Annotated in this window: 11 protein-coding genes; 7 read left to right on the forward strand and 4 right to left on the reverse strand. The window is 69.6% G+C overall.

Annotated features, from left to right (window positions below; genetic code table 11):
* Positions 1-16: 16 nt before the first annotated feature.
* From ACGFWE_RS05955 to ACGFWE_RS05965, 3 genes are read right to left on the reverse strand one after another with little or no spacing between them, the layout of a single operon-like run.
* Positions 17-742, reverse strand: a complete 726-nt coding sequence (locus tag ACGFWE_RS05955; protein ID WP_393598177.1) for a maleylpyruvate isomerase family mycothiol-dependent enzyme — start codon at positions 740-742, stop codon at positions 17-19.
* A complete protein-coding gene (locus ACGFWE_RS05960) occupies positions 739-1569 on the reverse strand; it encodes a fumarylacetoacetate hydrolase family protein (RefSeq protein WP_393598179.1) in 831 nt (276 codons plus the stop codon). The genes ACGFWE_RS05955 and ACGFWE_RS05960 overlap by 4 nt, the downstream gene beginning before the upstream one ends.
* Positions 1566-2642, reverse strand: coding sequence for a cupin domain-containing protein (locus ACGFWE_RS05965; RefSeq protein WP_352380898.1), 1077 nt, complete (start codon positions 2640-2642; stop codon positions 1566-1568). Before ACGFWE_RS05965 ends, ACGFWE_RS05960 begins: the two co-directional genes overlap by 4 nt.
* 120 nt (positions 2643-2762) lie before the next feature.
* On the opposite strand from ACGFWE_RS05965, the gene ACGFWE_RS05970 reads away from it, so the two are divergent.
* Positions 2763-3536 carry an IclR family transcriptional regulator gene (locus ACGFWE_RS05970; protein WP_393598181.1) on the forward strand — a complete coding sequence of 258 codons (774 nt, stop codon included), beginning with the start codon at positions 2763-2765 and terminating at the stop codon, positions 3534-3536.
* 111 nt (positions 3537-3647) lie between these two features.
* Here the strand turns inward: ACGFWE_RS05970 and ACGFWE_RS05975 are convergent, their stop codons facing one another.
* Positions 3648-6875, reverse strand: coding sequence for a family 78 glycoside hydrolase catalytic domain (locus ACGFWE_RS05975; protein WP_393598183.1), 3228 nt, complete (start codon positions 6873-6875; stop codon positions 3648-3650).
* A 475-nt stretch (positions 6876-7350) separates the two neighbouring features.
* Between ACGFWE_RS05975 and ACGFWE_RS05980 the strand changes: the two genes are divergently transcribed.
* The 6 genes from ACGFWE_RS05980 to ACGFWE_RS06005 all read left to right on the forward strand — a co-directional run bounded on the left by ACGFWE_RS05980 (position 7351) and on the right by ACGFWE_RS06005 (position 12369).
* The gene (locus ACGFWE_RS05980) at positions 7351-7743 is read left to right on the forward strand and encodes a nuclear transport factor 2 family protein (RefSeq protein ID WP_393598185.1); all 393 of its coding nucleotides are present in this window, start codon (positions 7351-7353) and stop codon (positions 7741-7743) included.
* A gap of 22 nt (positions 7744-7765) precedes the next feature.
* Positions 7766-8464 carry a type 1 glutamine amidotransferase domain-containing protein gene (locus ACGFWE_RS05985; protein WP_393598187.1) on the forward strand — a complete coding sequence of 233 codons (699 nt, stop codon included), beginning with the start codon at positions 7766-7768 and terminating at the stop codon, positions 8462-8464.
* A gap of 364 nt (positions 8465-8828) precedes the next feature.
* A complete protein-coding gene (locus tag ACGFWE_RS05990) occupies positions 8829-9161 on the forward strand; it encodes a carboxymuconolactone decarboxylase family protein (RefSeq protein WP_393598188.1) in 333 nt (110 codons plus the stop codon).
* Between the two features lie 113 nt (positions 9162-9274).
* Positions 9275-10291: a zinc-dependent alcohol dehydrogenase family protein gene (locus ACGFWE_RS05995; protein WP_352380909.1), complete on the forward strand. Its 1017-nt coding sequence runs from the start codon at positions 9275-9277 to the stop codon at positions 10289-10291.
* Between the two features lie 52 nt (positions 10292-10343).
* Entirely contained in the window at positions 10344-10715 is a 372-nt protein-coding gene (locus ACGFWE_RS06000) for a DUF2255 family protein (RefSeq protein ID WP_393598190.1), read from the forward strand.
* Positions 10716-10782: 67 nt separating this feature from the next.
* Positions 10783-12369 (forward strand): Na+/H+ antiporter, encoded by a 1587-nt coding sequence (locus ACGFWE_RS06005; RefSeq protein WP_393598192.1) that lies wholly within the window; start codon positions 10783-10785, stop codon positions 12367-12369.
* Positions 12370-12440 lie beyond the last annotated feature (71 nt).

Raw genomic sequence — 12440 nt, forward strand, 5'->3', positions numbered from 1 at the left:
CGTCGTTCCTTCGTGCTCACAGCCACGCGGGCAGCTTCGGCAGGGTTCCCCCGCCGGCGGGGTACAGGGGGCCGGGTACGGGGCGCCCGGTCGCATAGGCGGCCAGGCTGGGCAGGTCACCACGGACCACGACCGGCTCGGCGCCGGCCGAGTCGCCCAGAAGCCAGGTGTGGGGCCCGTCCTCGGACCGCAACCGGACGGCGGGACAGTCCGGCCGCCCCCGGAAGGAAGCGGCCACGTCGTCGACGAGGGCCGCACACACGTCGTGCGGGACGTCGTCGAAACTGGTGTCGACGCTCAGGTCGACGGCGTGGACCCATACCTCGCGCACCCGCATCCAGGGCACCTGGGAGGCGGGCACCTCACGGCCTCGCGCGGTGCGGACGGTCGCCGTCCAGCACGCGTCGGGCAGCGCGGCGAGTTCCTCGACGAGACGACTGTCGGCCGCGAGCAGTTCCGCACGCAGTTGTGCGGCCGGGCGCCGGGCGCCCTTCTCGATCTCACGCGCACGCTGGTCGCCACTGGCGTACATGGGCGTCTCGACACCGGTCCGCGCCCAGGTCAGCAGGTTGACGAGTGCGTCGGCGTTGCGGGCGACATGGGCGACGAGGTGGGCCCGGCTCCAGCCCGGCAGGTACGAGGGCCTGGTGAGTCCCGGGTCGGTCAGCCCGTGCACGGCGGCCTCGAAGGCCGCCGTGCCCTTGGCCGCCTGCTCCAGCATCGCTGCCGGGCGTGCGCTCACCGCGTCTCCCGGCGGCAGGTGTTGCGGGTCTCGCCGATGCCCTCGATCCGGGTGACGAGGCGCGTACCGTCCTGCAGATAGCGGGCGGGCTTGCGGGCGTGGCCGACCCCGCCCGGAGTGCCGGTGGCGATGACGTCGCCGGGCACCAGCGTGACGATCTCGGACAGGTACGCGACGAGTGTGGCCGGGTCGAAGACGAGGTCGCCGGTGTCGGCCTTCTGGACCGTGTCGCCGTCGACCTCACAGGTCAGGCTCAGGCCCTGGGCGGACACCGCGGGGTCGTCGGCGGTCACCAGCCAGGGGCCGATGGGGGTGGTGGCCTCGAAGGTCTTGCCCTGGTCCCACTGGGTGGTGCGGTACTGCCAGTCGCGGGCGGTGACGTCGTTGAGCACGGTGTACCCGGCGATCGCGGCCCTTGCCTGCTCGGTGTCGGCGTGCCGGACCTCGGCCCCGATGACGACGCCGAGTTCGGCTTCCCAGTCCATCTGCGCGGAGGAGGCGGGCAGCGTCACGTCGTCGTAGGCGCCGACCAGCGCCCGCGCGAACTTGGAGAACAGTGTGGGGTGCGAGGGAAGTTCGCGCCCCATCTCCAGGATGTGGGTGCGGTAGTTGAGGCCGACGCACACGACCTTCTCCGGGGCGACGACCACGGGGGCGTAGTCCAGGGCACCTTCGTACGTCTCACCGGCGGCGTCCGCGGCGCGCGCCGCCCAGTCGGTGTGGCGCAGGAAGGCCACCAGGTCGCTCTCGCCGAGGTCGACGGCCTTGTCCTCGTCGACGCGGACGGCACGCGTGCCGCCGTTGACCCGGATGGTGGCGAGCTTCACTTGTGTTCTCCTCGGGAGGTACGGGCGAGACCGAGGGCCTCGTAGACGGGCTCGTCGCTGAAACGGAAGAGGTCGACCTGGGTACGGGCGGACAGTGAGACCTCGCACCAGGACGGGACGACGAACAGGTCCCCCTTGGCGATCTCGAAGACCTTGTCGCCGACGTGGGCGACCGCCTCGCCCTCGAACACCTGCCAGACCGCGGAGCCGACCGTGCGCACCGGGGCGGTCCGGGTGCCGGCCCGCAGCCGGCGCATCTCGGTGCGCATCGTGACCAGGGCGTCCCTGCCGGTGGTGGGGTTGGAGAAGCGGATCCCGGCATGCCCGGGCTCGATCACGCCGGGTACGCCTTCGTCCTCCAGCTCCAGCTGGGCGGTCAGGGCGGCGTCGGTGTGCTCCCAGCGATAGGCGTTCAGCGGGGAGTTGGGCTGGTCGGGCCGGCTGATGGGACGCAGTCCGGGCTGTCCCCACAGCCGTTCGCCGCGCGAGCGCTCGGGAGTTGCGCGGGTGGAGAGCTCGTCGGGGCCGAACTCGAAGAATCCGCCGTCGAGTTGGGAGACGAGCGGGATGTCGAGGCCGTCGAGCCAGGCCATCGGCCGGTCGGTGACGTTCTGGTGCTCGTGGTAGGCCCAGCTCGGTGTGAGCAGCAGGTCACCGCGCCGCATCGCGACCGCGTCCCCGTCGACGTTGGTCCACACGCCTTCGCCTTCGAGCACGAACCGGAAGGCTCCCTGGCTGTGCCGGTGCGAGGGGGCGACCTCGCGCGGGCCCAGGTACTGGATCGCGGTCCACAGGGTCGGAGTGGCGTAAGGCAGGCCCGGCAGCCCGGGGTTGGACAGGGCCATGGCGCGGCGCTCGCCGCCACGGCCCACCGGCACGAGCTCTCCGGAGCGCTGCGCGATGGGCAGCAGCTGCGCCCACCGCCACAGGTGCGGGACCGCGGCGGGCTGCGGCGACATCGGCATGAGGCCGTCCACCTGGGTCCACAGCGGGATCAGACCCGCGTCCTCGAAGTCCGCGTACAGCTCGTCGAGCAGCTTGCGCTCGGTCTGTTCGCTGGTGGTATCGGTCACGGAAACCTCCACGTCGTGTGTGCGGCGACCGCCGGAACAAGCGCGCATCTGCGGCGCTGTTTCCCTGACGCTACGCCGACGTTTCCCCTCACCGGAATCGCTGAAGGGTAGGATTCCGCTATGGAGAATTCGACGGACCGTTCGCCCAGCCCCTCGTATCCGGTGAGCGCGGCCGGCAACGCCCTGCGCGTCGTACGGCTGCTGCACGAGCTCGACGAGCTGCGGGTGATGGACGTCGCGGACCGGCTCGGCGTCGCGCGCTCGACCGCGCACCGGATCCTGGCGATGCTCGTCTTCGAGGGATTCGCGGCGCAGGACCGCCACAAGGTCTACCGGCCGGGCCCGGCCCTCCAGGCGATCAGGGGAAGCCAGGCGGGCCCTCCCCCGGACCTGATCACCATCGCCCGCCCTCACCTGCAACGGCTGGCGGACGCCGTCCGCGAGACGACCCACCTGATGGTGCTCGAAGGCAACGCGGCCCGCTTCCTGGACGGCGTGGAGGGTCCCCAGGCGCTGCGCGTCAGCTACCGCACCGGCACCCTCCTGCCCGCGCACGTGACCTCGGGCGGCAAGGCCCTGCTCGCCGCGCTGCCGGCGGACCGGCTGCGAGCCCTCTACCCCAACGGGCTCCCCGGCGAGCGGGCCGACGCATCCGACGACGTGGAGCGCCTGTTCCACGAGCTGGTGTCGGTGCGGCGGTCCGGCTACGCGATCAATCTGCAGGAGAGCGAGCGCGGGGTGCACGCCATCGGCGCATGCGTGCGCGACCGCACGGGCACCGCCGTGGCCGCCGTGGCGGTCGCGGCTCCGTCGGTCCGGTGCACGCGCGCGAGCCTGGCGGAGTTGTCCCGCCCCTTGCTGGCGGCCGTGCGGGAGATCGGTCAGAGTCTGTGAACGGCGGCGGCGTGCGGCACCGTCGCCTCAAGGGCACGGCAATCCAAAGCCACGGTTCCGGCCACTGATCGTGACCGGAACCGTGGAGCCGGGCAGCCCCTCTTCGGCCACTCAGCCGCCGAGGGCGGCGTCTGCGGCGAAGTCGTAGGTTCCCGAGCCGACCTCGAACACCGCAGCTCCGTTCTCCATCCGGAGGAACCGGACGCCCTTGGCCTTCTCGGCCGGTCGGCCGCCCTCGGTCACCGCCGACCGGCCCGTCGCCGGTATGTGGACCTCCGCGACGGTGTTGACCGGGATCTTCACCTCCAGATCGAAGGTGCCGTTGCGGATGCTCCACCGCGAGGACAGGCGGCCGTGGACGGTGGTGAGGTTTCCGGTGCCTTCCGTCAGGTTCCCGCCGGGTACCGGCGCGATCCGGGAGCGCTTGTAGCCGGGCTCGAGCGCGGAGATGCCGCCGATGTTCTGGAACATCCAGTCGCCCACGGCGCCGTAGGCGTAGTGGTTGAAGGAGTTCATGTCGACCGGGCCGAAGTCGCCGTTGGGCATGATCGAGTTCCAGCGCTCCCACACGGTGGTGGCACCATGGGCGACTTCGTAGCCCCAGGACGGGTAGTCCGTGTGCAGCAGCATCTTGTAGGCCAGGTCGTCCCGGCCGATCCTGCTCAGCGCGGGCAGCAGCAGCGGTGTGCCGATGAAGCCGGTCCGCAGGTGGTAGTCGGTGAGCGCCAGTTTGGCCACGAACCTGCTCCCGACCTTGTCGACCAGTGCCGGATCCGAGACCAGGTTCATGGCGAGGGCCATCGCGTACCCGGTCTGGGAGTTGCCCTTGACCGTGCCGTCGGCGGCCACATAGGCCTTGGTGAAGGCGTCTCGGATGTCGGCGGAGAGCTTGCCGTAGTCGGACGCCGCCGCGTCATCGCCCAGGGCCTTGGCCGTCTCCGCCATCATGCGGGCGTTCTCGGCGTAGTAGGCCGTGCCCAGGACGCCCTGCTCGGTCGGGTCGTCCAGGTTCAGCCAGTCGTTGGTGAAGAAGGTGGTACGGCCGGGCTCGAGAAGGTCCGGTCCGGCGCTGTCGCGCACGAACTGGAAGAACTTCTGCATGGCGGGGTAGTTCTCCCGCAGGATGCTGGTGTCGTCGTACGCGTGCCACACCGAGTACGGCACGGTGATCATCACGTCGGACCAGCCGACACCGCTGTCGCCGAACTGGCCCTGAGGGGCCGGTACGACCGCCGGCAGGTCGCCGTTGGGGTACTGGGAGTTGCGTACGTCCGCCATCCAGTGGGACAGGAACGCGCGGGTGTCGACCAGGTAGTTGGCCGTCGGCGCGAACAGGCTGATGTCCCCCGTCCAGCCCAGGCGTTCGTCGCGGGCGGGCGTGTCGGTGGGGATGGAGAGGAAGTTGCCCCGTTGGCTCCAGGAAATGTTGCTCACCAGCTGGTTGAGCATGCTGTCCGAGGTCTTCAGCGTGCCGGTGGTGGGGAGGTCGGATCCCCATACGACGCCCTTGACGTCGGAGAGCGCGGGAGGCTGGTTCACGCCGGTGATCTCGATGTAGCGGAACCCGTGCTGGGTGAAGGTGGGTTCGTAGGTGACCGTGCCGGTCTCGGCGAAGGTGTAGCGGTCGGTGACCTTGGCGCTGCGGAAGTTGTCGGTGTAGAGGGTGCCGTTCTTGTTGAGGACTTCCGCGTAGCGGATCCTGACCGTCCGTCCGGCGGAGCCGGTCAGGTTCAGCCGTGACACGCCGACCATGTTCTGGCCGAGGTCGTAGACGTAGGTCCCGGGGGTGGGCTCGGTCATCTTCCGGGCCGGGAGGATCCGGGTCTCGCGCACCGGCTCGTCACTCTGCGGGACCAGGTGTGCGGTTCGCGAGTCCACGCTCGCGACGGGCTCCCACTTCGCGTCGTCGAAGCCCGGCCGGCTCCAGCCCGACGGCTCCAGACGGGCGTCGTACGTCTCGCCGTCCTGGAGGTCGGCCTTCACGAAGGGCCCGTCCGACGCCTTCCATGAACCGTCCGTGGCGATCCACTGGACGGAGCCGTCGGTGTAGGTGACGCGGATCTTCGCCACGAGAGCGGGGGTGTCCCCGTACTGGTGGGTCCAGCCAAGCCCGACCTTGCCGGCCCACCAACCGTCCGCCAGGGATGCGCCGATGACGTTGTCGCCGCTGTCGAGCAGCTTCGTCACGTCGTAGGTCTGGGACTGGACGCGCTTTTCGTAGTCCGTCCAGCCCGGGGCGAGCACCTGGTCGCCGACCGGCCTGCCGTTGATCTCCAGCTCGTAGAGGCCGAGCGCGGAGGCGTAGACGCGCGCGGAGGCGATCCTCTTGCCGGCCTTGGTCGTGAAGTCCTTGCGCAGCAGCGGCAGGGGCCGGGACGCGGATGCGTAGAGGGCGTCCGTGGTGCCGGACACGACGAGGGCGGAGTCGACAATCTCACCACCGGTGAACGGGTTGCGGCCCGACCCGAAGTCGGTGTCCAGCAGCGTGCCGCCGTCGGCGCCGGTCACGACGGCGTCGTAGACGGTGCCGCGTTCCCCACAGCATGCGTGGGTGCGGAAACCCACGTAACCCTTCGCGAACGTGGAGTCGGTGAAGGTGTTGACCAGCTTGCCGTCGAGGTTCGTCCTGATGGTGTCCCCCGCCACGTCGTAGCGGACGGTGTGCCGGTCGGCGAGGAGACTCGCGTCGGTGAAGCCGTAGGACGCGAGATCAACCTCCTGAACCACGGTGTAGTTGCCCTTGACCTGCTTGTGCAGTCTCAGCATCGGGGTCGGGCCCGTGACGTTGAACTGCCACATGTACCCGTTGCTCACGTCCGAGGCACGCAGGAACATGCCGAACGCGGCGCTGTCGAGCTTGAACTCGACCGTGGCGGTGTAGTCGGTCCACTTGTCCAGCTCGCTCGGAGCCGCGGGGCGAGTGATCCACTGGGCGCCGCCCCAGTCGGCGGGAGCCGGCAGGCCGGTCTCGAAATAGGCGGTCGCGCTCCACGGACTCGCGACTCCCCTGTCGTCCCAGGCCCGGACGCGCCAGTGGTAACGAGTGCCCGCCTTCAGGGCGGGCCCGCCGTACCGCACGCCGACCTGACGGCCCGACGCCACCTTGCCGGACGACCACACGTCGGTCGAGCCCGGCCTGTGTCCGACCTGGACCTCGTAGGCCCTCTGCGACGCCGCCCGCCGGGAAGACGCCAACTGCCATCCGAAGACGGGCTCCTCGTCCCCGATGCCCAGCGGATTCACCCGGCCGTTGGCGGTCAGCGCCTGCACGGTGAACGGCGCGTCCGGCGCCGATGCGGCGGCGGACACGGGGTCCCGCAGCATGGGCACGCCTGCCACGACGGCCAGGACGACAAAACCTCTGAGGAGTCGAAAGACGAGCGAGCGTTTACGGAGCACGGCAACCTCATGGATTGAATCGTTTCAAGCGGAGTGAATTGCCAGGACGGTACTCATGTGACGTGTAACACGTCAACAGGTTGGACCGAGCCCGTGGGAGCGTCCAGCGGCGCGGACCGGCGACGGCCGGAGGCGGCACCGGCACGGGCGCAATATTTCCCGAGGTCCGTGCCTTTCCGCCGGTCCCGGAAGGGGGATCGGTTGCCCGGAGAAGGATATGCAGGGGAAAAATTCTTCCCCCTCACACGGCGCTCTTCCCGTGGAAAGCTCGGTAACGCACCGAGCAAGATCGTCGCGTCGGCACGGCCTGTACTGGATCGGTCCCCACATCGGACTTCGCCACCGCGGAGCACTGGGCGCGCGTCCCCCTTTCCAGCATTCGCCTCTCCACTCCCCCACCCGTAAGGAGCGCACCATGTCCGACTCCCCGAACGTCGCCCTCGTCCGCCGGCTGTACGACTCCGGAATGGCGCCCGAGGTCACCAAGGAAGTCATGGCCCCCGACCTTGTCTGGGACATCACTCCGGGCTTCCCGAACAGCGGCGTCTACCACGGCTGGGACCACGTGGCGCAGGACTTCTTCGGCGTGATGATGCCGAGCTACGAGTCCTTCGGCGCGGTGGCCGAGGAGTTCTACGGAGCCGACGACGACCACGTCTTCGTGCACGGGCACTACCACGCCGAGACGAAGGGCGGGAACAAGGCCGACGTCCGGTTCATCCACCTGTGGACCGTCCGCGAGGGCAGGCTCGCACGGATGCGGCAGGCCGCCGACAGCCACCTCCTCCAAGAAGCCCTGAACGGCTGAGACCAGCACCGGGAGATTACCCATGGCGAAGATCCTCTTCGTGATCACCGCGTCCGACCACTGGACGCTGGCCGACGGCACCCGCCAGCCGGCCGGGTTCTGGGCCGAGGAAGCCCTCGGCCCGTTCCAGGTCTTCAAGGAGGCCGGACACGAGATCGCCGCCGCGACCCCCGGCGGCGTGCCCCCCACCGCCGACGCCCTCAGCCTCACCCCGGACTTCAACGGCGGCGAGGAAGGCGCCGAGCGCATGCGGACCGCACTGCGGAAGGCCACCGAGTTGGCGAACCCGCTGCGCATCGAGGACGTGGACATCGACGACTACGCGGCCGTCTTCTACCCCGGCGGCTGGGGCCCGATGGAGGACCTCCCCGACAACGCCGAGTCCGGGAAACTGCTCACCGAGTGGCTCGCCTCGGGCAAGCCGGTGTCCCTGGTGTGCCACGGCCCCGCCGCCCTGCTGGCCACCATCGGCCCCGACGGGACGTCCCCGTTCACCGGCTACCGCCTGACCGGCCTCTCCAATGCCGAGGAGAAGCAGAACGGTCTCGCGGACCGTGCGAAATGGCTGCTGCAGGACCGTCTCGTGGGCGATCTCGGGGCGGACTACCGCGAGGCCGATCCGTTCACCCCGCACGTCGTGGTCGACCGCACCCTGTTCACCGGCCAGAACCCGGGCTCGGCGACTCCGCTGGCCCGAGAGGTGCTCAAGGCGCTGAGCTGACGCCCCAGCTGCGTGGATCTTCTGCCGGCCCAGTACGCACCCTTGCGTACTGGGCCGGCGTGTCATGTGGTGGGCCGAGCACGACGTCGGCACGGGCGAGTGCACCAAGAAGGCTTCTTCACGGGGACACGCCCCTGCTCCAGGCGCGCGTCCATTGTCTCGGTGCCCGGTCCTCGCAAGGGGGGGAAGGATCCTTCCCTGGATAAGTCTTTCCCAGGGTGGAACTCTCCCCATTGCGGCTTCGCGCAATGCTGGCAGGGTCGATGACGTGGTCGGCTTCCCTAATTCCAGCCCTTTGGGCGAGCCAGCCGTCAGTCGAATACCCGGCGGCCTGAATACAGAACATACGCAAGGAGTAACCCCCATGCCCGACCGGAAGAAATTCGCGCCGCCCGCGATCCAGGAATTCGCTCCCAAGCTGGCGGAGGTGACCGATACGGTCCTGTTCGGCGACATCTGGGAGCGGCCGGGGCTGTCCCCGCGCGACCGCAGCCTGGTCACCGTCATCGCACTCGCCTCCCTGTACCGCACCGACCAGCTCGCCTTCCACCTCGGCAAGGCGCTGGAGAACGGCATGACCAAGGACGAGCTGATCGAGGCCATCACCCATCTGGCGTTCTACGCCGGCTGGCCCAACGCCATGACCGCGATGAACCAGCTCAAGGAGATCGTGGACAAGGCCGACGAGTCCGGCTGAGGCCCCTCCAGAACCGCCCGCCATCGTCCGGTTCAAGCACCGGGACACCGAGTACCACGGCACCCTCACCCGTCCCTGACCCCGCCAGATCCGACGAGAACTGAGACAGCACCATGCGAGCAACCTTCATTCACGCCCCCGGTGACATCCGGGTGGAGAACGTCCCCGAGCCGAAGATCGTGGCCCCCACGGACGCGGTCATCCGCACCGTCGCGACCTGTGTGTGCGGCTCCGACCTGTGGAGCTACCGGGGCATCAACCCGGTCACCGGGCCGCAGCCGATCGGCCACGAGTACGTCGGCGTCGTCGAGGAGATCGGCAGTGACGTCTCGACCGTCGGGCCCGGCCAGTTCGTCATCGGCTCGTTCATCGCCTCCGACAACACCTGCCCGAACTGCCGGGCCGGCTACCAGACCAACTGCCTGCACCGTGACTTCCCCAACGGCTGCCAGGCCGAGTACGTCCGTATCCCGCTCGCCGACGGCACCCTGGTCGCCCTTCCGGAGCAGCCGGCCGCGGAGCTGATCCCGAGTCTGCTGACCCTGTCCGACGTCATGGGCACCGGGTGGTACGCCGCCAGGGCGGCCGAGGTCGAGCCCGGTGCGACGGCGGTGGTCGTCGGCGACGGCGCGGTGGGACTGTCCGGCGTCATCGCGGCGAAGGAACTGGGCGCCGAGCGGATCATCGCGATGAGTCGGCACGAATCCCGGCAGAAGCTGGCCCTGGAGTTCGGTGCCACCGACATCGTCACCGAGCGGGGTGAGGAAGGTGTCGCCCGCGTCAAGGAACTGACGGACGGCGTCGGCGCCGACTCCGTCCTCGAGTGCGTCGGCACCCAGGAGTCGATGCACCAGGCCCTGCAGTCCACCCGCCCCGGCGGCAACGTCGGCTTCGTCGGCATGCCGCACGACGTGCGGATCGACGGCCAGGAGCTCTTCTTCTCCCATGTCGGGCTGCGTGGTGGTCCCGCCCCCGTGCGGGCCTACCTTCCCGATCTCATCGAGCGCGTCGTCAGCGGCCGTATCAACCCGGGCAAGGTCTTCGACCTCACCCTGCCCCTGGACGACGTCGCCGAAGGTTACAAGGCCATGGACGAGCGCCGCGCCGTCAAGGCGCTGCTGCGTCCCTGACCTGAGGCCGCCTTCCCGTTCGCACCGCATCACGCAGACTGGAGCAGCACCGATGACCGCATGGACCAGCGACGAGCTCAACCGCATCGCCGGGGCCGACGAGTTGGAGATGGCGCCGCTTCTCAGTGACGGCACTTTGCGGAGGCCGGTGCCGATCTGGGTGGTCCGCGACGGTGACGACCTGTACGTCCGCTCCTTCCGAGGCACCGACGGTGCATGGTGGCACACGGCCCGCACGAGCCGCGAAGGACACATCCGCTGCGGCGGCGTCGACAAGGACGTCGCCTTCGTCGAGGTGGCGGACGCCGAGAGCAATGACCGTATCGACACGGCGTACCGCACCAAGTACGGCCGCTTCGGCGGCGCGTACGTCGACCCCATGGTCGCCGCCCGCTCGACGACACTGCGGCTGGTCCCCCGATGAGCGGGACGTTCCCCGTGCAGACCGCTGAGCTCCCGCCGACAGCCCGCCCGTCACAGGAGCAAGCGCCATGCTCGGTCTAGAACTCGTCGTCGCCCTCGGCGCGGCCGTGCTGGTGGGCAACGTCCTGGGGCAGCGCTTCGGCCTCGCGCCGCCCGTCCCGCTGCTCGTCGTGGGCGCTCTCCTCGGGATCGTCCCGGCGGTCCGCCAGACCCAACTGCCGCCGGAAGTAGTGCTGTTGCTCTTCCTTCCCGTGCTGCTGTACTGGGAGAGCCTGACCACGTCGATGCGGGAGATCCGTTCGAACCTGCGCGGCATCGTCCTGCTCAGCACGGTCCTCGTGATCCTCACCGCGGGGGCGGTGTCGGTCGCCGGTCATGCGCTGGGGCTGCCGTGGGGACCGGCGTGGGTGCTGGGCGCGGCCGTGGCTCCCACGGACGCCACCGCGGTCGGCGCCCTGGCCGGTGCCCTGCCGCGTCGTCAGGTCACCGTGCTGCGGGCCGAGAGCCTCGTCAACGACGGCACCGCTCTGGTGATCTTCGGGCTGGCGGTCGGTCTGACCGTCGGCGAGGAACACCTCACCTTGCCGCACGTCGGCGGACTGTTCCTCCTGGCCTACGGCGGCGGGGCCGCGATCGGCGTGCTGGTCGCCTGGATCAACATGAACCTGCGACGCCGCCTGGACGATCCCCTGCTCGGCAATCTCGTCATGATCCTGGCCCCGTTCACGGCGTATCTGCTCGCCGAGCTGATCCAGGCCTCGGGTGTCCTCGCGGTCGTCGTGAGCGGGCTGATCATGGCCCAGGTGGCTCCCAGTCTCATCCGGGCCGACCATCGCCGCCAGGCGCTGGCCTTCTGGCCGCTGGCCACGTTCATCATCAACGGCACGCTGTTCGTCCTGGTGGGAGTGGAACTGCAGTACGCGCTGCGCCACTTGAGCCGGGACGACCTCCAGGACGCCCTGATAGCCGTCGGAGTGGTCAGCGTGGTGCTGGTCGCGGTCCGGTTCGCGTTCCTGTTCTCCTCCGCCTACCTGATCCGCGCCATCGACCGGCGTCCGCAGCAGCGGCTGCGGAGGATGAGTCACCGGGCCCGTGTCGTCAGCGGGTTCGCGGGCTTCCGGGGTGCCGTGTCGCTCGCCGTGGCACTCTCCGTACCGGAGGCCCTGGACTCGGGTGAGCCCTTCCCGGACCGCGCCTTCATCGTCTTCGTGACCTCCGGTGTCATCGTGGTGACGCTCGTGGTGCAAGGGCTGCTGCTGCCGCGCGTGGTGCGCTGGGCCCGGCTGCCGCGCGACACGTCGGTCGACGAGGAGCAGATCCTCGCCGAGACCACGGCAACGGAGGAAGCCATCGAGGCACTGCCGCGGCTCGCCGCCGAACAGGGCGCCGACCCACGGGTCATCGAATGGCTGCGTCAGGAGTACGAGGCTCACCTGGCGGCGGCGCGGGCCAAGGGCTCGGGTTCCGACGACGATCCCGCCCTGCTCCACAACCGCCATTACACGGATCTCGGCCTGGCCCTCATCGCCCACAAGCGGGCGACGATCGTCCGGCTCCGCGACGAACGCGACATCGACGACACGGTGCTGCGCCGGCTCCAGGCCGCCCTGGACTACGAAGAGGTGCGGCTGGCCGGACGCGAGCAGGCGGAGTGAGCGGAACCCGTCGATCGTCCCCGCCGCGAGACCCACGAGAGACCCGCGAGGCCCACCAGAAGGGATCCGCC

Origin of the sequence: Streptomyces sp. NPDC048523 (assembly GCF_043199815.1) — a bacterium.
Classification (GTDB): Bacteria; Actinomycetota; Actinomycetes; order Streptomycetales; family Streptomycetaceae; genus Streptomyces.